Source organism: Rhodococcus sp. RD6.2, from assembly GCF_001040705.1.
Classification (GTDB): Bacteria; Actinomycetota; Actinomycetes; order Mycobacteriales; family Mycobacteriaceae; genus Rhodococcus_G.
Genome location: NZ_CVQP01000009.1, coordinates 295,899 through 317,267 on the forward strand (window position 1 = coordinate 295,899; position 21,369 = coordinate 317,267).

A 21,369-nucleotide genomic window follows, 5' to 3' on the forward strand; every position below is an offset into this window, starting at 1 on the left:
CCCGCGATCGGCGCTTCGCTCCGCGCCGCCCGCTCAGCGGGAATTTTCTGGATCACTTGATCCAACTCTGTGGTAGAACGAAATCCGGCATCGATGTGATGTCGGACACGTTCTCGACCTTGCTGTGCCCCACTCACTCCCAGGAGAGCACGCCCATGTGGACCTCGGATTCGATCAAGTTCGGCGCCTTCCTTGCGCCCTACCACCCGCTGAACGTCGATCCCGCGCTGCAGTTGCGCCGGGACATCGACCTCATGGAACACCTCGACCACCTCGGCTTCGACGAGGCGTGGATGGGTGAACACCACTCCACCGGCGCCGAGATCGTCCCCGCGCCTGACATGTTCATCGCTGCCGCCGCCGAGCGCACCGAACGCATCCGGTTCGGCACCGGCGTCACCTCACTGCCGTACCACCATCCCCTGGTCACCGCGGACCGGATCACGCAGCTGGACCTGCAGACCCGCGGCCGCCTGATCTTCGGCACCGGCCCCGGCAAGATTCCGCTCGACGCGCACATGATGGGGATCAACCCCTCGGACCAGCGCCGGATGCAAGGCGAGGCCCTCGAGGCGATCCTGCCGCTGCTGCGCGGCGAGGTCGTGAACATGGAGACGGACTGGTTCACGCTGCGCGACGCCCGCGCCCAGCTGCCCACCTACAACCCGGCGGGCATCGAGATCGCGACCGCATCGACGATGTCACCCAACGGCTCGGTCCTGGCCGGAACCCACGGCCTCTCGCTGCTCTCGCTCGCCGCCAGCTCTCCCAGTGGTTTCGATGTCCTCGACCGCAACTGGGGCGTCTACGAGAAGGTGTGTGCCGAGAACGGTCATGTCGCCGACCGGTCCACCTGGCGGCTGGTCAACCCGATGTTCCTCGCCGAGACCAGGGCCGACGCGGAGCGGGCCGTGAGCCGCCGAATCGATTCGATGGCCGCCTATGTCAACCGGCAGACCGGGCAGAACCCGGACTGGGCGCAGACCCCCAAGGGCATCATCGACCAGTGGCGAAATGACACCCTCGGTGAGTTCGGCCAGGCGATCATCGGCACGCCCGACGAGGCGATCGCCCAGATCGAGCGCCTGATCGAGAAGACCGGTGGCTTCGGAACCATGCTGATCCTGCACGTCGACATGGCGAACTGGGAAGACACCAAGCGCAGTTACGACCTGTTCGCCTCCGAGGTGATCCCGCACTTCAAGAACCGCAACCGTGGCCGCGAGGCCAGTCTCCAGTTCGCCGAGGACAACCGCGACTACCTCATCGGCGGCCTGGTCGGCGCGATCACCAAGGCGCACACCGACTACTACGGCCAGCCCGCCGAGACCGCAGGAGCGCAAGCATGAAGGCAGCACAGTTCAGCAACGGCGCGTTCGCGGTCGCCGACGTCCCGGACGCACCTCCGCTCGCTCCCGCCCAGCTCCGCATCGACGTCACCGCCTGCGGCATCTGCGGCAGCGACCTGAGCATGTCGAAGGACCCGTGCCGGTTCGTGCACGTCGCCGAGAACGCCGGGTACCCGCTGGCGACCTTCGACACCGACCGACCCGTCGTCCTCGGCCACGAGTACGCGGGCATCGTCTCCGAGATCGGTTCGGAAGTCACCGATTTCGCCGTCGGTGACCGGGTGGCGGGCATCGGGCTGGCCACCGACACCGCGACCGGAATCCCGAAGATCATCGGTTACTCCAACGAGTACCACGGCGCGTTCGGTGAACAGATCGTCGTCGACGCGTTCTGGGTCCGGCACGTGCCGGAGGGGCTCTCGCTCGAGCACGCCACCCTCGCCGAGCCGTTGCACGTCGGCGAGATGCACATGCAGCAGTCCGGTCTCACCCCCGCCGACTCGGCACTGGTGATCGGTTGCGGCACCATCGGTCTCGGCGCCATCGTCGCGGCGAAGGCCCGCGGGGCGCAGCTGGTGATCGCGTCCGAGCCGTCGCCGAAACGCCGCGAGCTCGCGGCGAAAGTGGGCGCCGACATCGTCGTGGACCCGAACGAGCAGGACCCCATCGAGTTGTGGAATCGGATGGTCGCGGAGGGCAACACCCTGGTGGGCCAGGCGGGCGCGGGCATCCTCATCGCCTACGAGTGCAGCGGCCGGGCCGGGATCCTCGGCACCCTGATGCACACGATGCCGTTCAACTCGCGGATCCAGGTGCTGGCGGCGCCGTTCGGCGACGAGGTGATCATCCCCGTGGTCGGGCAGTTCCGGCGGATCGCGATCAACTTCGGTCACGGCCCGTACGAGAACGCCTACGACATCACCCTGCAGCGGCTGGCCGACGGCGAGATCGACGCCGAAGCGATCATCACCGGCCGGGTCGGGCTGGACGGCGTGGCGGATGCCTTCACAGCGCTGCGTGACCCGGATGAACACGTGAAGATCCTGGTCCTGCCCCAGAAGTGAACTGGTGACTCTGACCGGCGGATCGTCTCGCAAACCGCAGTGAGAGCAACGGCTACACCGCGGTTGGCCACCCGATCTCCGTGATGTCGTCGGCGAGGTCGACGATGCTCGTGGATGGGTTCAGTGTGGCCACGATCTCGCCGGTCAGGGGTCTGCCATCGAGCAGGTGCCGCAGCGCCTCAACCTGCTCGGTCCTCGGGGTCAGCTCGTAGTAGGTTGCTGCCCAGCCGGCATGCTCTTCTGCATCGCGGGTCAGCGCCTCTGCCAGGTCGGGGATCCGCAGTTCGCCTGCGAGCAACAGCCAGCTGCCCGCGTCGCACGCCGCCAACCACGAGATGCGATCCATCGAGAACGCCGGTTCGTCCCAGAAGTCCTCGAGCCCTGTGCTCGCGGGCGCGTGGGCGGCCCAGCCATCGGAAGGCGTTGGCACCAAGAGACTCTGGGGTTCGTAGGATGTGAATCCGATGACATCGTTCGAGATCAGGGCAAAGTACTCGGCGCCCTGCCCGTCCCGGGCCGAGGCCATCGACTGTCCGGAACCCCATCCGGAGTTGAACGAGTAGCAGCGGTACTCCCATTCCGGGCACAGGATGGCGTCGATGATCGCGAGGGCCTTGGTCCTCTGTGAGAACGCGCGGCCAACCGGCAGAGCGTCGATGGTGCGGTTCACGAAGCTCGATCCTTCACAGCACGGCCTGCTCCCACTTGTCGGTGCCGATCAAGCGGGACTTCGCCGACTCGATTCGCCATCGCCTGTTTCTGCGGACGCAGACGAAGATCCACTCGTATTCGTGAACGAACTCGGTCGGCTCCAGATGCCGGAGGTGGAGCTCACGACGGGATGCGGTCGGTTCGGTCTCGTCCACGAGCGCGAACTCTGGTGAGATGTCCGGAATCGCGCCGATGGAGGCGCGCACGTAGCGCTTTCCGGTGGTGCAGTGGGCGGCTGTGATTGCGCCAGCGACCTCGAGCGCCGCGGCGAAGCCGTAGTGCTCGCCCTTCGACTCGGCAGCCTGCAGCGCCTGCCAGGCCGCGGCTTCCCACGCGTGAATGGCCCGAATGTAGCTCCAGACCACGTGAGCGGGTGATGCAGTGTCGGGGATCGGAGAACCAAGACCATCGAGTACTTCCGGCTCCCACGTCAGTTCGGGCCAGGGGCGCGCCGTCAATGGTTCCCGTGGTGCAGGTGGAGTTGCTCCCGCCTCGAGGAGGATCGTCACCGCCGCGTCGTGTCGGTGCTTCTCCGCGAGCGAGAGTGCGTTGTGTCCGCGATTGTCCTCCAGCTGAGGGTCACTGCCCGCGTCGAGCAGCAGTCGGAGTACCTCGATGTGCCCGGTGGAGGCGGCGAGCATGAGGGGAGTGTGGCCCATGAAGCTGTTCGCCGAAACCACGTTGGGATCGGAATCGTGAGCAAGCAGGACCCGGGCCACCTCGACGTGGCCCTGAACGGCAGCCCACTCCAGCGCGGTGTGGCCGACCGCGGTGCACGACGCCGTGCGATCGGCTCCGCAGACGAGAAGCCGTTCCACGATCTCGTGATGCCCGGCGATGGCGGCCTCCACGAGCGGGGTTCGCCCGGTGCCCTTCTGTCGTTCTTCGATGTCGTCGCCGGCGTCGATCCGCGCAGACAGCGTGTCGAGGTCGCCGCGTGCGGCGGCCTGGCCGAGATGATGATTCGAGCGCATGGGACCCCTGGTCCGTCGGATGGGCATGATCGTGCCTGACCGATCAGGTCGTCTGCTCGACGGTCAGGGTCCGGCCGTTAATTCGCAGACGTAGAGCGCCGCACAGGTCACCGAGAAGACGCCTGCAGTGCTGCGCTAGGCCTCGCGGGCCGCGACACGCGCGAGCAGGCGATCTCCGCCGGCGCCGAAACGGTCACTGAAATCGCTGGCGAGTTCGGGTCCTTGTAGGGCGGCAAAGGTGCGCGCGTCGAGCTCGGGATCAGCGTCGTCGGCGGAGTGCAGCCAGATCCACACGTCGTTCCCCGCGGCATCGCGAAACTCGCCGTCGGCCTGCATCCGCTTGATCGCACGCACGATCCGGTTCTCGTACTGCAGCCGAAGGGCATCGTAGGCATCCGCCTCGAGCACGTGCCCCGTTCCGTCGAACATTGCCTGGGTGCCGGAGAGCGCCCAGATTGCGCTCGTCACCCGACCCGGCGCGACATCGTCCGGGTCTTCAGCGTCGAGCGGCCACTCCGATGGACACCAGGCCCACTGCGCCTTGTCTGCGCTCGACCCCTCAAGTCCAGAGGCCCAGGTCGCACCGGCCCCGGCAACGAAGAACCCGGTGAGGTCTTCGACCATGCCGCAGGCCACCATCGCGAGCGAGTCGTCGGCAGAACGGAGTTCCGCGACGCACGCGCGGAGGGTACTGAGGATCGCCGCGTCGAGGTCGGCAAAGTCGAACACGGGCTCACCGTAACACCAGAAGACGGCACCTCCAGGTGGTCACATGTCGATCGGCACGACGGCGAAAGCAGCCGCGGTTGCGGGCTCTGTGGTGGTGCTCGCGGCAGTTTCTGCTGCGATTCCGGCCCGGCAGGTAGCGCTACTCGGTGCGGCCACAACCTTGATCCTGATCCACGACTACTCTTGCGGATCACGATGCACAGGAGCCGATTCCGACAATCGTGCGGCAGGCCGCAGTGCACGGCGACACTGCGGGGACTGGAGGACGGCCCGCTCGACTGCAGCTGCGACTGCCGTCTTCCAGGCGGTGCAATGAAAAGTGATGGTGCGGTTCCGAGTTGACAGGTGCACGCTCACTCGACGGACCGCGCGTGGATGACCCTGAGCTCGCCACGCGTGACAGCGTGCACGGTCGACACCTCCCATGACGTGGTCTTCGTCCACCGCTCGAACGCGAGCCGACCGCTTCTGTCGGCGGTCGCATAGTCCGTATATTCCATCGATCCGGACGGTGGCGTACCGGTCGTTCCCTCCGCGGTGAACTGAACAGCACCGGACTTGACCTGCCGGTACACGCGGTTGTCGAGAGCCACTTCTTCGCCGGGCTCGAGGCAGGTTCCCTCGCACGGCGTCCACAGCGTCATCTCCAGTTCGCCCTCTTCGTACTCGACCGTGAGCCGGCGACGGCCGTTCGGGCCGGCGAGCAGGTGCTCGTGCCAGCGAAATCCCTCCTGGTCGAAGTTGATCGTGCCGCTGACGACGTGGTCGACACCGGTGCACGAGACGATGTCACCGACACCGATCCGGAGCGGGTCGTAGCCCTCCGGTGTGGTGGCTGGCGAAGGGGCCTGTGGTTGCGCACCGAGAGTGCTTGCGTGCCGGACACGTATGACGTTTCCCGCGATCGAGATCAGAACCAACAGGGCGAGTAGAAGAATCACGATACCCATCCCGACAGTGTTCCCCTCGCGTTGAACTCGACACCTACTGCGGCCTGTTGGGCGATCGGCGAACAGGACCGGACAGCTGCTTCGGACTCGCCCCATGAATCTCAGCTGAGCTGCGCGCCTCACCGTCGACCCTTGTCCGCTCGTGGATCCAGCCGAGGTGATCCCTCAGCTCCTGCGGCCCGTGCACGACGAAGCGGCAATCCATCGCGAGCAGCCGAATCGCCAGCCACTCCACTGTGTCCGACGCGCTGCGCCATCTGGTGGCATCCGCCTCCGACGTGAGCTCACCGTCACCGAGGTGATCACGCAACCGCACCTGCGCGACCTCGAGCGAGAGCCGCAGCGTCACATCTGCCCGGTACGTCGGCGCCATCGCGAGTTCGGCGCGTTCGAGGTGCGCGAGCACCTCCTCAGCGGGCATGAGCTCGCGTGCGCGAGCCCCGGTGCCTCGCGGTGCGGAGATCCGGTCCGCCCGGAACTGGCGCCAGTCGTCGCGGTCGAGGTCGAACGCGACGAGATACCACCGGTTATGCACGGTCACCAGCCGCTGCGGTTCGACGTGTCGGGCGCTGAGACTGCCGCCCCGATCCTCGTAGTCCAGGCGGACTCGTTCCCGATTCGCGATCGCGGCCGAGAGCACGGTCAGGACGTCCGCGTCGACCGTGTTCCCCGACGAGCGTGCCCACGGAACGGCAGCAGCACCCAAGGCGCGCACCCGGTGCCGTAGCCGGGCGGGGAGCGACTGGCTCAGCTTGGTGAGCGCGCGGACGCCGGCGTCCTCGAGTTCGGGCAGGCCATGGACTGCGATTGTGCGCAGCCCGAGCGCGACGGCGATGGCCTCGTCGTCCTCGAGGAGTAGCGGTGGCATCGACGTTCCCGCCACCAAGCGGTACCCGCCGTGGGCACCGAGGTCGGCGTCGACGGGATAGCCCATCTCACGCAGCCGGTCGACATCTCGGCGAACCGTGCGATGCGTGACCTCCAGTCGCGCGGCGAGTTCGCTGCCGGACCAGGTGCGAGGGGTCTGGAGCAGTGACAGCAGGGTGAGCAGGCGTGAGGTGGGTCCGGCCATTCCCACATTCTCCGGCATATCTAGGACAGGATCAGACCTATTTCGTGTCTAGCGTCGGGGTCACACCAGCGAAAAGCCTCGAAAGGAACCGAACATGTCCGATCTGCGCAACGGCACTCCGACCGGCTACACGAGCGTCGCCCCCTGGGTCGTCACCGCCGACACCGGCGCTTTCCTCGACTTCGTCTCCGATGTGTTCGGCGGCGAAGAGCTCGCCCGAGTGTCGACCGAGGACGGATCGATCGGTCACGGAGAAATCCGGGTCGGCGACACCGTCGTGCTGGCCTTCGATCGACGGCCGGAGTGGCCGGCCATGCCGAGCCTGCTGCGCGTGTTCGTTCCGAACGCGGACGAGGCGTTCGCGAAGTCGCTCGCCGCCGGCGCCGAGGTGGTCACCGAGCTGGGCGACAGCGCGTTCGGGCAGCGCGGAGGGCGCATCAAGGATCCGTTCGGCAACATCTGGTGGGTGACGAGCCATGTCGAGGACGTCCCTGAGGACGTGATGTGGCAGCGGATGCAGGACCCCGTTTACGCCGAGCAGATGCGAGTGGCACAGGCGACCCTCGACGCCGAGCTGAGCGGCCTCGCGCAAGGACGCAGCAGCGCGCCGATGCGCTGACCTCTTGGCCCTGTCAATCACCCGTTGATGATGGTCAGGTTGGCCATGCTGTGCAGAGAGGAAACATCTGTGACGTGTGATCCGGAGAGTTCGAGCATTCCCAGATGCGGCAAGCCGGCCAGTGGCGAGACGTCCGTGACCGAGGTTCCCTCGAGGTCGAGCGAGGTCAGGCCCGTCAGGCCCGCCAGTGCAGCCACGTCGACCACCTCGGTCTCCGCGAGTTTGAGGCAGGTGAGGCGGCTCAGGCCTCCCAGGGGGTCGACGTCCCGGAGTGGCGTCCAGCGCAGGTCCAGAAACTCCAGTCCGGCCAGACCGGCAAGCGGGGACACATCACTGACTTCCGTTCCGCTGAGATAGAGGTGGGTGAGACTGTTCAGGCCCGCCAACGGGGACACGTCCCGCACAGGCGACCAACGTAGGTCGAGCCTCTGCAACGCGGTCAGCGTCGAAAGCGGGCGAAGATCGATCACTACCTCCCCGTGCAATCGCAGTTCGGTCAGGTTCGACAGTTCGGACAACGGGGCCAAGTCCGTCGCGGGCAGCTGATCAAGTTCGAGGAACTCGGTCCGGGCGATGGCTTCGGAATCCAGAGGTGTCGAGCTCGGACGCCCCAGCTGCGCGTTCACCGCAGCAAGCACACCAGCCGCCCCGCGGCGCGCGCTACGTCTCGGGCTCATCGTTCCGATCCTTCGCCTGTTCGGGACATGGTCCGGCGGGTCACGCTCCCCGGGAGGGCACGTGCAGCGGAAGTGGGCATCTCAGATCGCACCCGCACAGTATGCGAGTGCCCTACGGCAGCCAGTTCGCTCGGACCGTCGTGATTGCCCCCCGACAGGCTGAGGTTGGTCAAGCTATCGGCGCAGGTTGGCGGATTTTCCGTGCCGCGGGACGGCGCCGTCGACGTAGGCTGGCGACATGGGGAAATGGACCCCTCGCGACATCGCCGACCAGACCGGCCGCACCTTCGTGGTGACCGGCGCGAACAGTGGGCTCGGGGCGGAGGCGGCGACGGCGCTCGGGGCCGCGGGCGCGACCGTGATCCTGGCCTGCCGCAACGTCGACAAGGCCGGCCCGGTGGCCGCGCGGATCGGCGCGAACGCCGAGGTGCGTCGGCTCGACCTCGCCGACCTCTCGTCGGTGCGTGAGTTCGCGGACGGGGTCGAGCAGGTCGACGTGCTGATCAACAATGCCGGCGTCATGGCGGTGCCGAAGTCGACCACCGTCGACGGCTTCGAGATGCAGTTCGGTACGAACCATCTCGGGCACTTCGCGCTGACCGGACTGCTCCTGGACCAGATCGCCGACCGGGTGGTGACGATGTCGAGCGCGGTACACCGGATGGGGTCCATCAGCCTCGACGATCCGAACTGGCAGCGACGGCGATACAACCGGTGGTCGGCGTACGGGCAGTCGAAGCTGGCGAACCTGATGTTCGCCTACGAGCTGGACCGGCGGTTGTCGGCATCCGGATCCTCGGTGAAATCGCTTGCCGCGCACCCTGGTTACGCGCGGACCGGACTCCAGAGTCACACCCAGTCGGTCTGGGATCACGTGATGGTTGTCGGCAACCTGTTCGGGCAAAGCGCCGCGATGGGCGCCCTGCCCGAGCTGTATGCGGCCACCGACGATTCGGTGGCGTCCGGCAGCTACATTGGTCCGGACGGGCCGTTCGAACAGCGCGGGCACCCCAAGGTGGTCGGTTCGTCCGGCAAGTCCCACGACCGGGCCGTCGCGGCGTCGCTGTGGGCCGAGTCGGAGCGACTCACCGGCGTCACCTATCGGTTCGGGAAGTAGGGTGCGAACGTGATTCGTCGACTCAACCACGCGGTCCTGTTCGTGTCGGACCTGCAGCGCAGCGTCGCCTTCTATCGCGATGTGCTCGGCTTCCGTCCGCTGCCGGGAGGTTTCGCCGGGGCAGCGTTCCTGCAGGCCGCGGGGTCCGCCAACGACCACGACCTCGGCCTGTTCCAGAGCCCCAACGGCCCGGGGGTACGTAAGCCGGGCGACGTCGGTCTCTATCACCTGGCCTGGGAGGTCGGGACGCTCACCGAGCTCGGGGAGATCGCCGAAAGGCTGGTTGCCGCAGACGCGCTGACCGGGGCGAGCAACCACGGCTCGACCAAGGCGCTGTACGCCCGCGACCCCGACGGCATCGAGTTCGAGGTGTGCTGGCTGGTTCCCGACGACCGGGTCGAGGAGGAGTTGGTGCCGGGGATGCCGCCGACCCGGCCGCTGGACATCGCCGCGGAGATCGAACGCTACGGCGCCGACACCCTCGGTGGCCCGCGCACCGACCCGTCCGTGTGGCAGCGGGTCTTCGCGGGCCGCTGAGGGTGCTGGTGGCGCCGGCATCTCGGGTTCTTCTTCTGTTGGTCGCCATGCGCTGTGCCAACTACTGGCAAGTTGCCAACCACGGTGGGGATTCACCGCAACTGTGAATCCCCAACACAGTTGACAATTGCCGATGCTCTGACCTGCGGGGTGACAAGTGTCGTGACCACGACCGGTCGCGATCGCGTCAACATGGTTGGCAGTTGTTCGCGGGTCCGACGAGCGGCTTCGTGTGGCCCGCGACTCGGCCGCTCGTCGTCGAGCGCGGTCGCGGCTACGTCCCCGCCGTCCTGCCGAGCGGCCGAGTTGCACACCTGGCGCTCGGTTCACCCGAGCCTTCTTCGCAGGACTGGAAGCGGCTATGGACCCGGAACGGTTCAGTATGTTGTGCCTGCGGCATCTGTGTGCGCGGTGCGGCCGGGGCAGCGAGATCGGATGGAGTGGTGATGAAAGGGCTGGGATCGCTGGAGAACCAGGTGATGACTGTGCTGTGGGAGGTCCCCGACGCGCTGTCGGTTCACGAACTGGTCGATCAACTCGGTCGGGAGCAGCGGACTCCGGCCTACACCACGGTATTGACGGTGGTGACGCATCTGTGGGAGAAGGGTTGGGTTCAGCGGGAGAAGGTCGGCCGACGCTATCAGTATCGCCCTAGTCGTTCCCGTGCCGAGGCGACCACCGATCTGTTGCGTGAAATCCTCGACGCCAGTCCCGACGCCACCAGCGCGCTGCTGCACTTGGCCCGCACCGCCAGTGCGCGCGAGGTCGAAGCGCTGCGGCAGGGGCTGTCCGCCGGTGAAGACACTCCATGATCCTGCTCATCGCGCTGGTGGCTGCCGGCATGGCGCTGGCCATGATCGCGCCGGTGGTCTTGTCTCGCGTCGATTTCGGTGGCGCTCCGGTGGTGGGGATCGTGGCCTGGCTCGGTGCGGTGGTCGCGATGATCGGTGTCGGCGCGCTGGCGCTGATCGCCCTGGCCTGGCCGGGTGATCCACCGGGAAATTCGCGTGCGGGCGCCGTGGTGCAGAGTCTGGCCGCGGTCGAGCCGACCATCGTCACCTGGACAGCGGAACTGATAAGGCCGGTTGCCTTCCTCGGTTTCGTCGTTCCCGCCATACTCGTGACACGAGTCTCCGTCGTTCATTTGCAGCGAGGATTGGCGCTGCGGCGGCGGCACGCGGAACTGATCGGGCTGCTCGGCCGCGTCGATCCGGGAGGCGCGGGGCTGGTCTGGCTCGACCATCCGGTGCCGTTGGCCTACAGCGTTTCTGGGCGCGACGGGTATGTCGTGGTCACAGACGGGCTCGCGCGCTGTCTTACTGAGGCCCAGTGGCATGCGGTGCTCGCCCACGAGCGTGCGCATCTACGGGGGCGCCACCATCACATCCTTGGTGTATGCCAGGTTCTCGCCAGCGCATTCCCGCGGATTCCACTGCTCGCCGCTGCGCCATCGGCACTGACAACGCTGGTCGAACTCGCCGCCGATCGCAGCGCCGCGGTCCGCACCGATCCGCAGTCGCTCTGCAGTGCCTTGCGCACCGTGGCCGTACACGGGGGAGCTGTGCCTGTGTCGATCTCGGTGTCGGAGCCGGACGATGACTCGTTGACGGTGCGTCTGGAATGCCTGGCGGCGGCACCGGAGTGTCGTTCGGCGTCCCGGCGCCGGGCAGCGAGGGCTCTGGTGGGGGCGATGTTGCTGGTACCGGCCTGTTCGGCGATCGCGGTCGGGCTCGGTTCCGCGGCAGCGACTGTGGCCCTGATCTGAAAGCGCCACGAAAAAACTATCCTTCATAGTAGTTTGGCGGCCGGGTTGCCTTAGGCGTCCTGGGATTCGACTGCGCCCAAAGTGAAGCAGTCCTAGGTCGGAAGTGAGAAGTCTTGCGTTTCACCGTTGCCCGCCCACGACACACGCGCTGGAGGCCGGTACTGGTCGCCGCAACCCTGGTCGCCGCGGGCCTCGCCGGGTCCAGCTCGGGACTCGCCACAGCCGACCCCGGGCAGACGCGCTATTCGCTGGTCAACGGCTGCTTCCAGATCGACACCCCGGCCGGGCAGCTGGTTCCGTCGGCGGGCCCGTACCGGCTGCACGCAACCACTCTCGGTGAGTACCTTTTCTACGGGCGCGGTGGTGAGGTACTCGAGGACTCTGCGCAGTCGATCGAGCCCGCCGAGGCACCCTCGGATGCCGCAGTGTGGAAGGTGGACGGTTCCGGCGCAAGCGGGTTCACGATCACCAACGCTGCAACGGGAAAGAGCACGTCCGCCACCTTCACCCCGGAGACCGGCTGCGCGGACTTCCCTGAGGCACAGTCGGGCGCCACCGGGACACCGGGTCCCGGCGTGGCTGCCGACGGCTCGATCCAGGGCACCATCGACGCGCACGCACACATCACCGCCTACGAGTTCATGGGCGGGAACTTCCATTGCGGCCGCCCGTGGCACCCCTACGGGGTGGAATACGCGCTGCCCGACTGCGCGCAATACCGCACCGGTACCAACGGCGTGATCGCGAACTTCCTCGATCACGGCGAACCCGCCCACAACTCCGACACCGGTGGCTGGCCCACCTTCCGCGACTGGCCGAAGCCGTCCGTACTCACCACCGAAGGTGCCTACTGGACCAGTATCGAGCGGTCCTGGAAGGCGGGCCTGCGTGTGATGACAGTGGACCTCGTGGACAACGAGTCGCTGTGCACCATGATGACCGACCGCCGAAACCCGTGCGACGACATGACTTCCGTGCGCATCCAAGCCGCCGGGCTGCACGCGCTGCAGGACTACATCGATGCACAGGCAGGTGGTCCCGGGCAGGGCTTTTTCCGCATCGCCACCGACCCGGACCAAGCACGACGTATCGCCGCGTCCGGCAAACTCGCCGTGGTGTTGGGCATGGAGCTGTCCAATCCACTGGGGTGCGGGGTACTACTCGGGCAGCCCGAGTGCACGCGGGCCGATGTCGATCGCCGGCTGATCGAACTCAGAGAAATCGGTGTCAGCAGCTTCTTCCCGGTCCACAAATTCGACAACGCGTTCGGCGGCACGAAAATGGACAGCAACCTGACCGGGTTGCTGGTCAACGCCGGCAACTTCATGCAAACCGGCACCTTCTGGAATGTGCAGCCCTGCCCCGGTGCCGACCACGACAGCACGCAGCCCTCGGTGCCAGCTGGTGGGGATGTCAACCAGTTCCTCGCACATCTCACCGGTCCGTTTATCGGAGGTGCACCACTGCCGCTCTATCCGGCCGGGCCGCACTGCAATGCCCGCGGTTTGACGGACCTCGGCGAATATCTGATCAACAGAATGATCGACCACGGGTTTCTCATCGAGGTGGATCACCTGAGTGAAGCGACCGCCGACGAAGTGATGGCCATCATCGAAAAGCGCGGCTATTCCGGTGTGATCTCCTCACACGGCTGGGATTCGGAGAAGACCACTGCGAGGGTCTATGCCGCGGGTGGTTTCGCCACACCCTACGCCAGCGAGCCGGCAACCTTCCTGCGCTCCTGGCGTGAGGCGCGTGCCATGTCCCGCCCTAGTGGCGACTTCGGTTTCGGCTTCGGCTCCGACATGAACGGCATCGCCGGCCAGGGCGCGGCACCCGGAGCGGGAACGATCCAGTACCCGTTCACGTCGCATGATGGGCGGGTGACATTCGACCAGGAACGGTGGGGTGAGCGCACTTTCGACTTCAACACAGATGGCACCGCCACATATGGGGCTTATGCGGATTGGCTCGAGGCGGTCCGGGTGCTCGGCGGCCCGGATGTCATGGCCGATGTGTTCCGTGGCGCCGAGATCTACCTGAGAATGTGGGAAGGCGTCAGGTGACGAACGGCTGCCTGCGCGGCTCTCGGGGGTGAAATAGCGCCGCCCTCCATGAGTGCTGCCGCCAGCTACCTGGGGACGGTGATCGCGGTGTTCACACCCGGCAGCAACAGGCAGGCTTGGCCCTCTGCGTCGGTGTAGAGACCGTAGACCGCAGCCATCACGTGCCCTGGGCCGGACGCGACCGTAGCCTTCGGTTCCGCCTCGTCCCCCTGCGGCGTCAGCATGACGGTGCCGAACCGCCAATTGTCGGTGTTCACCCACACCACGTTCGCTCCGGTCCCGGCGCCATCATCGATCTCGAACTCAACCGTCCCGGGAGCCAGCTCGGACTCCTCGGCGCCGGTCTCCGCTTCGACGGTGGCGTCGCCAAGACCGATGGGGACACAGCTGGGTGGGGGATCGTCGAACGATGTTCCGGCCCACGCCGCCGGCGCGAGGACCATGCCGGCGGCGCAGATCCCGAACGCGGCTGTGCTTCGCTTGAGGTACGTCGAGACTGTCATATCTCCTCCACTCTCGTCCCCGCCCGGCCCGAAGACCGCTGCGTTTCTCCGGGCGGGCCATCTGCGTCGGATAACGTGACCGCGCAGCGCTCGGCGCACACTGCATGCCAGTGTGCTGACCGCTCAGTTGTCCTGCTCCGCGCGCTGACGTGCCTCGTCGGCCGCCGCTTCTGGTCGGGCCCTTTCTGCCTCGGTTTCCTTCTCCGCGACGCCCATGTCGCCTCGGAGGGCCCGGACTTGTTGTCCGCCACGTTTGTACATCTCCATGTTCGTGGATTCAGTACGGCTGAGTAGTGCCCGACTCGGCAGTGGCGCAAACATGGACTGACGATGTGCTCGGCTTCCGTCCGCTGCCGGGAGGTTTTGCCGGTGCGGCGTTCCTGCAGGCCGCGGGGCCCGCCAACGACCACGACCTCGGCCTGTTCCAGAGCCCCAACGACCCGGGGGTACGTAGGCCGGGCGACGTCGGTCTCTATCACCTGGCCTGGGAGGTCGGGACATTCACCGAGCTCGGGGAGATCGCCGAAAAGCTGGTCTACCCGGCGCCTGTATCTGCATGAGGTTGCCTGGATCGGTGACGGGGGCCGTGACGACCTGTGCGTTGGGTTCTCGGTGTCGGTTGTTCAGGGCTGACGCCGCCGACACCGCAGGTCACGTGGGTACGTGGCCGAGCAGGGTGCGCAGGATCGGTTCGGCGTGTGTCCAGAGCACGGCGCCGCCGATTCCCGGTACCAGGTGGCGAACGGCTCCGGGGATGCGGGCGGCCAGCCATTCTCCCTGGTCGGGGGAGTGGCTGGTGTCCTGGTCTCCGTACCAGAGGTCCACGGGGACATCGATTGTCGTGAGCTCGAACGGCCAGCGGCCCATCGCCAGCACCGTGTCCCGGGCGTAGCCGGTCGGGCCCGGGGCGAACGCCTCACGCAGGCTGCCGCGGTACGAGTGCTCGAACACGGGGTCCCGGTAGACGGCGCGATCGGACGCGGGGCTGGACTCGATCACCATCTGCCACATGGCGTCCGCGTCGAACGTGGCGAAGATGCGCTCCGCGGCGCCCGGGTCCGTCGCGGTCAGTTCGACGAGCTCACGCAGCGGGCCCGGCAGGTCGTCGGCGAACCGCGGCGCCGCCACCTCGTCGCTGCCGGACACGATTGCGACCGCGGCGCCGACACCTGCGGCCGCGCACGCGAGCGCGAAGGGCGCACCCTGGGAGTTGCCCACGAGGGCCGGCTTGCCGAGGTCGCGCAGCTCGATGAGCTCACCGACGTCGGCCGCGAAGGCTCGAAATGTCTTGCCGGGCATCGGTGTCGACCGGCCGAGACCCGGGCGGTCGAGAGCGATGAGCCGCACGCCGAGCGAATCGACGACGGCGGCGCCGAATCCGAGTGACCCGGTGGTGGCGGCGCCCGGGGACAGCAGAACAGGAACCCCGTCCGGGCGACCCCATTCGGACCACCCGATCACCCGCCCGTTTGCGAGACGAGATTCGCCCACCCGGGCCGGCGCCGAGACATCCACAGACATGATCGTGATTGTCTCCGACAGCGCCGGGGCCCGCGACCGATTTTTGGTGCCGTATACCGCCGCGAACACCGCGGGCTCGGTGTCCGGCACACGCCTGGGACAGCACCATTTTCTTGGTAAGAGGGTGAAACGGTCAACAGCCGAACCGGGTCATCCGTTGCGCGACCTCACGACGGTGATCCGGGCGTCGCCGAACACTTCGCAGGACGACGGGTCGACCTCCTCCCTCTGTGATCAGCTGTGCGTTGCCGGCATGGTGAATGCGAGCGCGATGAAAGCGCCGTAGAGGATCACCATCAGGACGAAGAAGACGAGTGTTGGCGCCTGAGGTTCATCCGGCCGTGCGACTGTATGACCGCACAGAATCTGGCGCCTACGTCGCATGCCAACTCCACTACGCGGCGGCGTCAGGCCGTGGGAGCATCCGAGAAGGGAAGAGCACGATGGGCGATGAGGTGGAAGCCGGCACTGAATGCGTTCGCCAGGTGTAGCACGCAGGTATCGCGACGGCCGCTCTGTCCGTGCCTACCTGTGTGTACCGCCCACCCAGGGTTGCTGCCACAGTCGTGTGCTGTGTCTGTGACCAGCAGGAAAGCGGGGGCGGCACGCCGTCGAGGCGGCAGATGAGTGCACGGATAGCATCCACGCGTGCACGTCGACATCGAGGGCGCCACCCGGATCGACCGCCTCGCAGCAGAATTCGATTGGACCTGGGTCGTCGATGACCTGGAACCCTTCTGTTCGCAAGCTGGATGGGAGCTCGTCGAACTCAGGGAAGGTGGCGGCTCGATTCGGACGGACTTTCCTGTCAGCCGGCCGAGGGCGAACATGTACGGGCGTAACCGTTCGATGGACACCATCTCGATCTTCGTCTCGGATCTGGCAGATGACGCTACGCCTATGACAGTGCTGCGTCCGCTGCTGGACGAGGGGTTCACGAACCTCGATGTGGCATTGACAGCACTCCTGGGGACAGCCCCGAGCGCCGAACCCGGACCACCGGCCGCTCTCAGGTGGGACCTGCCCAAAGTGGTCGTCCGACTCAGTATGAGCCCCAGCGCGATCCACCTGCGTCTGACGAGTCCGGGGTATCAGGCATGGATGGATGAGCCCGAACCGGAGTACGAGGACAAGCGATCGAGGTCGGCGAGATCGCATCCGGTACCGAAATCAACCCTCACCGCAGGCATCGGCAAGGAACTTCGCTGGGATCTGCCGAACGTGCGGCTCGGGCGAACCGTCCGCCAACTAGGTGACCATCCGCCAACTACGGTGACCATTCACAGCTACTTTTCGGCACCTGCTACAGTGGCCGCCATGCAGCGCGCATATTTCTGGTTTAGCAGGCCGGCCCCGGGTGGGTCGGTCGGCGTGACCACGCGCTGACTTCTCCACCCCGAGCCGGAACAGACCGGCTCGCGGATGTGTTTTGTCTCCTGGGTCGGCCTTCGAAGAATTGCCACCGATGAACAGGATGACGAATGTCTCTCACGATCGACACCGCACGCGATCTCGACGATCAGCGGACCATATCGATTTCTCCGCTGGCCGCGCCGCGTGAGATCCGCGCCGAGCATCCCGCCGAGGACGCCGTCGCCGCCACCGTTCGCGCAGGTCGCGGCGCCACCGTGGACATCCTCACCGGTCGCGACGATCGGCTGATGGTCGTTGTCGGGCCGTGCTCCGTGCACGACACCGAGGCCGCGATGGACTACGCGCGCCGGCTGGCCGCGAAGGCGGAGGAGCACCGCGACAACCTGCACGTCGTGATGCGCGTGTACTTCGAGAAGCCGCGCACGACGCTGGGGTGGAAGGGTCTGATCAACGATCCGCACCTCGACGGCAGCTTCGACATCAACACCGGCCTGCGGATCGGCCGCAAGCTGCTCGTCGACATCACCGAACTGGGTCTGCCCGTCGGCTGCGAGTTCCTCGACCCGATCACCCCGCAGTACATCGCGGACCTCGTCAGCTACGGCTCGATCGGCGCCCGCACCGCCGCGAGCCAGGTGCACCGCCAGCTGTGCAGCGCACTGTCGATGCCCGTCGGCATCAAGAACTCCACCGAGGGTGACGTGCAGGTCGCGGTCGACGGCACCCGTGCCGCCGGTGCGAGCCACGTGTTCCCCGGCACCGACCTCGACGGGCACTCCGCGTTGATCCGCACCGTCGGCAACCCCGACTGCCACGTCATCCTTCGCGGCCACAACGCCGGCACGAACTACGACCGCGAGTCCGTTGCGGACACCCTTGCGCGCCTTGCCAAGTCGGGCCTGCCGGAGCGGGTCGTCATCGACGCCAGCCACGGCAACAGCCAGAAGAACCACGAGCGTCAGGTCGATGTCGTCACCGACATCGCCGAGCGGATCGCGGGCGGCGAGAAGGGTGTCGTCGGCATCATGCTCGAGAGCTTCATCGAGGCGGGTCGTCAGGACCTCACCCTCGGCAAGTCGGACGAGCTGACCTACGGGCAGTCCATCACCGACGCCTGCATCGACTGGGGCACCACGGCCGCGCAGCTGGACCGGCTGGCCGAGGCGGTCGTCACCGCACGCCGCGCGTCCGGAACTGCACACTGATCCGCGGGCCGGTCGGGCGCGTCGTCTTCGGGACGGCGTGCTCCCAGGTCCGCTGACAGGATCCGCCCATCACCACGAGATCGCCGTGGCCGAGGGCGAACTTGAGTACCTCGCCGCCGCCTCCGCGGGGTCGCAGCGCCAAAGTCCGTGCTGCACCGAGCGACAGGATCGCGACCATCGTGTCCTCGGTGGCGCTGCGGCCGATGGTGTCGCCGTGCCAGGCGACGCTGTCGGTGCCGTCCCGGTACAGACACAGGCCTGCCGAGACGAACGGTTCGCCGAGTTCGGAAGAATAGTGCTCGCTCAACATGTTTCGGGCCTCGTCGAGTAGCGGGTCGGGGAGCGTCGCTGCCTCGTCGTAGAACGCGACCAGTCGTGGCACGTCCACGACGCGGTCGTACATCTGCCTGCGCTCCGCCCGCCATGCCGCGCCGTCGGCGAGCCGGGTGAACAGGGCGTCCGAGCCGGTAAGCCAGCCCGGCAGGACATCGACCCACGCCCCGGCGGTCAGCCGCCGTCGCCGCACCGACCCGGTGAGCGGCGTGAACCGGGTGCCGGCGGCTGGATCGTCGAATAGCGACGCCTGCAGGCCCAACTCCATGCCGTGATCCTACCCGATAATCGAACATGTGTTCGTAGGTAGTGTCTCGGGTTCGTCAGGCGGGTCGTAACGGGACGGGGGTCGCGGACGACTGTCCAGGTGAATCACACTCGACTGGGGAGGAACGACAATGGGTTCAGCGACAGACGCACTGGAGTGGATGCGCGAGGGATACCTGGCAGGCGATCCCGTGGCATCGGCGCTGTTCGTGGGGGCGTCGTTCATCACGATGCCGTTGCAGCTGATCGCGGTGCTGTTCGGTCAGCCTTTCTGAGCGCGACGGTGGCGGTCCTGCACGGTCAGGATCGCCGCGGCCGTCGCCGCGATCGTCCTGTCGCCATCGGTGGTCAGCACGGTCAGGGCTGCGCGCGGCGCGTCGCCCGGAATCTCCGCCAGCGCCTGCGTGATTCGCAGGCGCACGGCCGCGTCATCCGTGCCGACAAGCTCGTTCTGCAAGGCGGAGACGATGTCCTCGGCGGACGCCGACACCTGCGTCAGCTGTCCCAGCACCTCGGCGGCCTCGACGTCGCGTCGCCCGTCGACGACCATCGCCAGCAGTAGCGGGATCGCGTCGACGCTTCCGCGTGCGCCGAGCGCGAGGGAGGCCCGGTCTCGCACCGTGTCGTCCGGATCGCTCAGTGCCCGCTGGAGAACAGCCGTCGCCTCGGCGGACGGCACCGACGCGATCGCGGCGACCGCGCGTCGGCGGACCGCGACGTCCGCGGAGTCGAGGCCGGCGGCCAACGTCGCGACGCCCTGCCCGGACGCCCTCGCCAACGACCACTGCAGTGCGCCCGCGACGTTGAGGTCCTTTTCCTCGAGCACGGCCGCGGCCAGAGCCTCGGGGGGAAGGGTCGCCGACTCGTCCTGCGACAGGATCGCCTGCTGACGCCGCGCCCCGAACTCCGATTCGAGGCCGCGCAGCAGGGTGACGATCTGCAGCACGTCACCCCACTGCGCCGGGGCGGACGCGTCCACCCGCTCGAGTCTCGTGAGCAGTTCCTGCTCGGCGGCGATCCGCTGCCGCGTCAGCCGGATCAGGTCACCCACCAGGTCGGACGGGGCGAAACCCGGCTCGTCGAGTGCCCGCCGGGCGTCGTCGAGCGACAGGCCGAGTGTGCGCAGTGACTCGACGTGGAAGAGGCGACGGATGTCCTCGGGGGAGTACTCGCGGAACCCGCCGGAGGTGCGACCGGTCGGCGTGACCAGCCCCAACCTGTCGTAGTGGCGCAACATCCGCGCGCTGACGCCGGAGCGCTGCGCCACCTCACCAATCAACATCCGTCGCCTCCTCTCCCGACCACCGTGCCCTATTCGCGGGGCCCGATGTTGGCGACGCGCGTCGCCACCTTCAGCGAGTCGTCGAACCCGCTGTCGGGGTCCCGGTACAGCTGCGCCGTGGCCTCCGCATGTGCGCGGACATACGGATCCTTGCTGGTTGCGGCGGCGTCGAGCACCGGCACCACCGGCTCTCCGAGCCCGGCGAGGGCGCGGCTCAGACTCAGCCGCATGTCCCGGTCGCCGCGGCCGAGTGCCGTCGCCAGGTCGGCGGCGAGGACTCCCTCTCCGCCCGGCGGGACGAGTGCGACCGCCGCCCGCCAGGCGCTCCGGGCGACCTCGTCGTCCCCGTCGTGCAGCAGGGTCGTCACCGACGCGAACGTCTGTCGGTCCCCGATCTTCGACAGGGTGTGCAGAGCCTGGCTGCGCGCCCGCGGAACGTCGGACCGAAGCTCGGCGAGCAGCCGCGGAACCGTGACGTCCGCGGGGAGGCGGCACAGCGCCCAGGTGAGCATGTCGCGGACGAAGAAGTCGGGTTCGACCGCACACCGCGCGACCAGCGTCTCGACCAGACGCGGATCGGGCTGCGTGCCCGCGGCCAGGGCAGCCCGTAGGCGACTCGACGAATCGGCGCCCGCCAACGCGGCGGCGATGCGGCTATAGGACCGATCCTGAGCTGTGGTGTTCATGGGTCACCACCTCCTTCGGTGATCACTGAACGCCCTGTCACTGTGTCAAGGTCAAGTGGCTGGCGCACCCTGACGATGTCGGTGCCCGGAGGTACCGTCCCACCATGGGCTACGAATTCCAGGTGACGGTGGATTCTCAGCGGCCGCACGACCAGGCGAAGTGGTGGGCACAGACTCTCGGCTGGCAGGTCGAGCCGAGCAACGAGGAAATGATCCGGGGGCTCCTCGCGGCAGGTCACGCCAACGAAGAGGACACCATGGTCTACGACGGGGTGCTGGTCTGGAAGGTCGGGGCGGCGCTGCACGACCCCGAACATCCCGAACGGCCCCGACTGCTGTTCCAACTGGTGCCCGAGGGCAAGACCGTCAAGAACCGCATGCATCTCGACGTGCGTGTCGGTGACGAGGACCGCCAGGCGGTCTCCGATGCTCTGGTCGAACGCGGCGCATCGGTGCTGCACCACGCCGAGCAGGGCCCGTACCGGTGGATCACCATGACCGATCCCGAAGGCAACGAGTTCTGCCTCACCTGAGGGAGGGTCAGCTCACGATCGACGGCACCGCCGTC

Annotated in this window: 25 protein-coding genes; 14 read left to right on the forward strand and 11 right to left on the reverse strand. The window is 67.2% G+C overall.

All coding sequences use genetic code 11. The features are described 5' to 3' along the window. Nucleotides 1–155: 155 nt before the first annotated feature. Together RHCRD62_RS20255 and RHCRD62_RS20260 are read left to right on the forward strand one after the other, a co-directional pair. Entirely contained in the window at nt 156–1,349 is a 1,194-nt protein-coding gene (locus tag RHCRD62_RS20255) for an LLM class flavin-dependent oxidoreductase (RefSeq protein WP_050066691.1), read from the forward strand. Beyond that, the gene (locus tag RHCRD62_RS20260; RefSeq protein WP_050066531.1) at nt 1,346–2,413 is read left to right on the forward strand and encodes an alcohol dehydrogenase catalytic domain-containing protein; all 1,068 of its coding nucleotides are present in this window, start codon (nt 1,346–1,348) and stop codon (nt 2,411–2,413) included. Before RHCRD62_RS20255 ends, RHCRD62_RS20260 begins: the two co-directional genes overlap by 4 nt. A gap of 52 nt (nt 2,414–2,465) precedes the next feature. Here the strand turns inward: RHCRD62_RS20260 and RHCRD62_RS20265 are convergent, their stop codons facing one another. The 5 genes from RHCRD62_RS20265 to RHCRD62_RS20285 all read right to left on the reverse strand — a co-directional run bounded on the left by RHCRD62_RS20265 (nt 2,466) and on the right by RHCRD62_RS20285 (nt 6,849). Further along, nucleotides 2,466–3,083 carry a hypothetical protein gene (locus RHCRD62_RS20265; protein ID WP_050066532.1) on the reverse strand — a complete coding sequence of 206 codons (618 nt, stop codon included), beginning with the start codon at nt 3,081–3,083 and terminating at the stop codon, nt 2,466–2,468. A 13-nt stretch (nt 3,084–3,096) separates the two neighbouring features. After that, nucleotides 3,097–4,098, reverse strand: a complete 1,002-nt coding sequence (locus RHCRD62_RS20270; RefSeq protein ID WP_050066533.1) for an ankyrin repeat domain-containing protein — start codon at nt 4,096–4,098, stop codon at nt 3,097–3,099. A 135-nt stretch (nt 4,099–4,233) separates the two neighbouring features. Continuing rightward, a complete protein-coding gene (locus RHCRD62_RS20275; RefSeq protein WP_050066534.1) occupies nt 4,234–4,827 on the reverse strand; it encodes a hypothetical protein in 594 nt (197 codons plus the stop codon). 353 nt (nt 4,828–5,180) lie between these two features. Continuing rightward, complete coding sequence (locus tag RHCRD62_RS20280) at nt 5,181–5,771, reverse strand: DUF4178 domain-containing protein (RefSeq protein WP_253277420.1); 591 nt, start codon at nt 5,769–5,771, stop codon at nt 5,181–5,183. A 40-nt stretch (nt 5,772–5,811) separates the two neighbouring features. Then, on the reverse strand, nt 5,812–6,849 hold the full coding sequence (locus RHCRD62_RS20285; RefSeq protein WP_084734411.1) for a helix-turn-helix transcriptional regulator: 1,038 nt from the start codon (nt 6,847–6,849) through the stop codon (nt 5,812–5,814). Between the two features lie 94 nt (nt 6,850–6,943). Here RHCRD62_RS20285 and RHCRD62_RS20290 point away from each other — a divergent pair, with 94 nt between their 5' ends. Continuing rightward, a complete protein-coding gene (locus tag RHCRD62_RS20290) occupies nt 6,944–7,468 on the forward strand; it encodes a VOC family protein (RefSeq protein WP_050066536.1) in 525 nt (174 codons plus the stop codon). Between the two features lie 17 nt (nt 7,469–7,485). Here the strand turns inward: RHCRD62_RS20290 and RHCRD62_RS20295 are convergent, their stop codons facing one another. Then, the gene (locus tag RHCRD62_RS20295) at nt 7,486–8,145 is read right to left on the reverse strand and encodes a leucine-rich repeat domain-containing protein (protein WP_157051003.1); all 660 of its coding nucleotides are present in this window, start codon (nt 8,143–8,145) and stop codon (nt 7,486–7,488) included. Nucleotides 8,146–8,383: 238 nt separating this feature from the next. Here RHCRD62_RS20295 and RHCRD62_RS20300 point away from each other — a divergent pair, with 238 nt between their 5' ends. The 5 genes from RHCRD62_RS20300 (at nt 8,384) to RHCRD62_RS20320 (ending at nt 13,630) form a co-directional block, all read left to right on the forward strand. Then, on the forward strand, nt 8,384–9,262 hold the full coding sequence (locus RHCRD62_RS20300; protein WP_050066538.1) for an oxidoreductase: 879 nt from the start codon (nt 8,384–8,386) through the stop codon (nt 9,260–9,262). A 12-nt stretch (nt 9,263–9,274) separates the two neighbouring features. Next, on the forward strand, nt 9,275–9,799 hold the full coding sequence (locus RHCRD62_RS20305; RefSeq protein ID WP_050066692.1) for a VOC family protein: 525 nt from the start codon (nt 9,275–9,277) through the stop codon (nt 9,797–9,799). A gap of 446 nt (nt 9,800–10,245) precedes the next feature. Beyond that, complete coding sequence (locus tag RHCRD62_RS20310; protein WP_050066539.1) at nt 10,246–10,611, forward strand: BlaI/MecI/CopY family transcriptional regulator; 366 nt, start codon at nt 10,246–10,248, stop codon at nt 10,609–10,611. After that, the gene (locus RHCRD62_RS20315; RefSeq protein WP_050066540.1) at nt 10,608–11,564 is read left to right on the forward strand and encodes a M56 family metallopeptidase; all 957 of its coding nucleotides are present in this window, start codon (nt 10,608–10,610) and stop codon (nt 11,562–11,564) included. The genes RHCRD62_RS20310 and RHCRD62_RS20315 overlap by 4 nt, the downstream gene beginning before the upstream one ends. A 425-nt stretch (nt 11,565–11,989) precedes the next feature. Beyond that, complete coding sequence (locus RHCRD62_RS20320; protein WP_157051004.1) at nt 11,990–13,630, forward strand: amidohydrolase family protein; 1,641 nt, start codon at nt 11,990–11,992, stop codon at nt 13,628–13,630. A gap of 65 nt (nt 13,631–13,695) precedes the next feature. On the opposite strand, the gene RHCRD62_RS20325 is transcribed toward RHCRD62_RS20320, so the two are convergent. Next, nucleotides 13,696–14,133 carry a hypothetical protein gene (locus tag RHCRD62_RS20325; RefSeq protein ID WP_050066542.1) on the reverse strand — a complete coding sequence of 146 codons (438 nt, stop codon included), beginning with the start codon at nt 14,131–14,133 and terminating at the stop codon, nt 13,696–13,698. A gap of 293 nt (nt 14,134–14,426) precedes the next feature. Here RHCRD62_RS20325 and RHCRD62_RS20330 point away from each other — a divergent pair, with 293 nt between their 5' ends. After that, nucleotides 14,427–14,693 carry a VOC family protein gene (locus tag RHCRD62_RS20330; RefSeq protein ID WP_216596652.1) on the forward strand — a complete coding sequence of 89 codons (267 nt, stop codon included), beginning with the start codon at nt 14,427–14,429 and terminating at the stop codon, nt 14,691–14,693. A 91-nt stretch (nt 14,694–14,784) separates the two neighbouring features. Here RHCRD62_RS20330 and RHCRD62_RS20335 read toward each other — a convergent pair whose 3' ends face one another. Continuing rightward, complete coding sequence (locus RHCRD62_RS20335) at nt 14,785–15,654, reverse strand: alpha/beta fold hydrolase (RefSeq protein WP_050066693.1); 870 nt, start codon at nt 15,652–15,654, stop codon at nt 14,785–14,787. On the opposite strand from RHCRD62_RS20335, the gene RHCRD62_RS25955 reads away from it, so the two are divergent. The 3 genes from RHCRD62_RS25955 (at nt 15,653) to RHCRD62_RS20345 (ending at nt 18,233) form a co-directional block, all read left to right on the forward strand. Further along, nucleotides 15,653–15,940, forward strand: coding sequence for a hypothetical protein (locus RHCRD62_RS25955; RefSeq protein ID WP_157051005.1), 288 nt, complete (start codon nt 15,653–15,655; stop codon nt 15,938–15,940). The two genes, RHCRD62_RS20335 and RHCRD62_RS25955, sit on opposite strands and share 2 nt — an antisense overlap. Before the next feature lie 362 nt (nt 15,941–16,302). Then, the gene (locus RHCRD62_RS20340) at nt 16,303–17,040 is read left to right on the forward strand and encodes a DUF6301 family protein (protein WP_253277406.1); all 738 of its coding nucleotides are present in this window, start codon (nt 16,303–16,305) and stop codon (nt 17,038–17,040) included. Between the two features lie 95 nt (nt 17,041–17,135). Further along, nucleotides 17,136–18,233 (forward strand): 3-deoxy-7-phosphoheptulonate synthase, encoded by a 1,098-nt coding sequence (locus RHCRD62_RS20345; protein WP_050066543.1) that lies wholly within the window; start codon nt 17,136–17,138, stop codon nt 18,231–18,233. Here RHCRD62_RS20345 and RHCRD62_RS20350 read toward each other — a convergent pair. Then, complete coding sequence (locus RHCRD62_RS20350) at nt 18,199–18,834, reverse strand: alpha-ketoglutarate-dependent dioxygenase AlkB family protein (RefSeq protein WP_050066544.1); 636 nt, start codon at nt 18,832–18,834, stop codon at nt 18,199–18,201. The two genes, RHCRD62_RS20345 and RHCRD62_RS20350, sit on opposite strands and share 35 nt — an antisense overlap. Nucleotides 18,835–18,964: 130 nt before the next feature. Here RHCRD62_RS20350 and RHCRD62_RS26110 point away from each other — a divergent pair, with 130 nt between their 5' ends. Further along, nucleotides 18,965–19,108: a hypothetical protein gene (locus RHCRD62_RS26110; RefSeq protein ID WP_171018798.1), complete on the forward strand. Its 144-nt coding sequence runs from the start codon at nt 18,965–18,967 to the stop codon at nt 19,106–19,108. Here RHCRD62_RS26110 and RHCRD62_RS20355 read toward each other — a convergent pair. Both RHCRD62_RS20355 and RHCRD62_RS20360 read right to left on the reverse strand, forming a co-directional pair. After that, nucleotides 19,096–20,115 carry a MerR family transcriptional regulator gene (locus RHCRD62_RS20355; RefSeq protein WP_050066545.1) on the reverse strand — a complete coding sequence of 340 codons (1,020 nt, stop codon included), beginning with the start codon at nt 20,113–20,115 and terminating at the stop codon, nt 19,096–19,098. The genes RHCRD62_RS26110 and RHCRD62_RS20355 overlap by 13 nt on opposite strands. Nucleotides 20,116–20,144: 29 nt before the next feature. After that, nucleotides 20,145–20,801, reverse strand: a complete 657-nt coding sequence (locus RHCRD62_RS20360) for a HEAT repeat domain-containing protein (protein ID WP_050066546.1) — start codon at nt 20,799–20,801, stop codon at nt 20,145–20,147. 104 nt (nt 20,802–20,905) lie between these two features. Here RHCRD62_RS20360 and RHCRD62_RS20365 point away from each other — a divergent pair, with 104 nt between their 5' ends. Further along, a complete protein-coding gene (locus RHCRD62_RS20365; RefSeq protein ID WP_050066547.1) occupies nt 20,906–21,334 on the forward strand; it encodes a VOC family protein in 429 nt (142 codons plus the stop codon). The last annotated feature ends 35 nt before the right edge of the window (nt 21,335–21,369 follow it).

Coding starts and splice junctions, on each gene's coding strand:
- RHCRD62_RS26110 (WP_171018798.1), top strand. CDS start 18,965: ATGGGTTCAGCGACAGACGCACTGGAGTGGATGCGCGAGGGATACCTG.
- RHCRD62_RS20295 (WP_157051003.1), bottom strand. CDS start 8,145: ATGAGCCCGAGACGTAGCGCGCGCCGCGGGGCGGCTGGTGTGCTTGCT.
- RHCRD62_RS20255 (WP_050066691.1), top strand. CDS start 156: ATGTGGACCTCGGATTCGATCAAGTTCGGCGCCTTCCTTGCGCCCTAC.
- RHCRD62_RS20260 (WP_050066531.1), top strand. CDS start 1,346: ATGAAGGCAGCACAGTTCAGCAACGGCGCGTTCGCGGTCGCCGACGTC.
- RHCRD62_RS20345 (WP_050066543.1), top strand. CDS start 17,136: ATGTCTCTCACGATCGACACCGCACGCGATCTCGACGATCAGCGGACC.
- RHCRD62_RS20310 (WP_050066539.1), top strand. CDS start 10,246: ATGAAAGGGCTGGGATCGCTGGAGAACCAGGTGATGACTGTGCTGTGG.
- RHCRD62_RS20290 (WP_050066536.1), top strand. CDS start 6,944: ATGTCCGATCTGCGCAACGGCACTCCGACCGGCTACACGAGCGTCGCC.
- RHCRD62_RS20300 (WP_050066538.1), top strand. CDS start 8,384: ATGGGGAAATGGACCCCTCGCGACATCGCCGACCAGACCGGCCGCACC.
- RHCRD62_RS20350 (WP_050066544.1), bottom strand. CDS start 18,834: ATGGAGTTGGGCCTGCAGGCGTCGCTATTCGACGATCCAGCCGCCGGC.
- RHCRD62_RS20325 (WP_050066542.1), bottom strand. CDS start 14,133: ATGACAGTCTCGACGTACCTCAAGCGAAGCACAGCCGCGTTCGGGATC.
- RHCRD62_RS20360 (WP_050066546.1), bottom strand. CDS start 20,801: ATGAACACCACAGCTCAGGATCGGTCCTATAGCCGCATCGCCGCCGCG.
- RHCRD62_RS20270 (WP_050066533.1), bottom strand. CDS start 4,098: ATGCGCTCGAATCATCATCTCGGCCAGGCCGCCGCACGCGGCGACCTC.
- RHCRD62_RS20285 (WP_084734411.1), bottom strand. CDS start 6,849: ATGGCCGGACCCACCTCACGCCTGCTCACCCTGCTGTCACTGCTCCAG.
- RHCRD62_RS20335 (WP_050066693.1), bottom strand. CDS start 15,654: ATGTCTGTGGATGTCTCGGCGCCGGCCCGGGTGGGCGAATCTCGTCTC.
- RHCRD62_RS20365 (WP_050066547.1), top strand. CDS start 20,906: ATGGGCTACGAATTCCAGGTGACGGTGGATTCTCAGCGGCCGCACGAC.
- RHCRD62_RS25955 (WP_157051005.1), top strand. CDS start 15,653: ATGATCGTGATTGTCTCCGACAGCGCCGGGGCCCGCGACCGATTTTTG.
- RHCRD62_RS20355 (WP_050066545.1), bottom strand. CDS start 20,115: ATGTTGATTGGTGAGGTGGCGCAGCGCTCCGGCGTCAGCGCGCGGATG.
- RHCRD62_RS20315 (WP_050066540.1), top strand. CDS start 10,608: ATGATCCTGCTCATCGCGCTGGTGGCTGCCGGCATGGCGCTGGCCATG.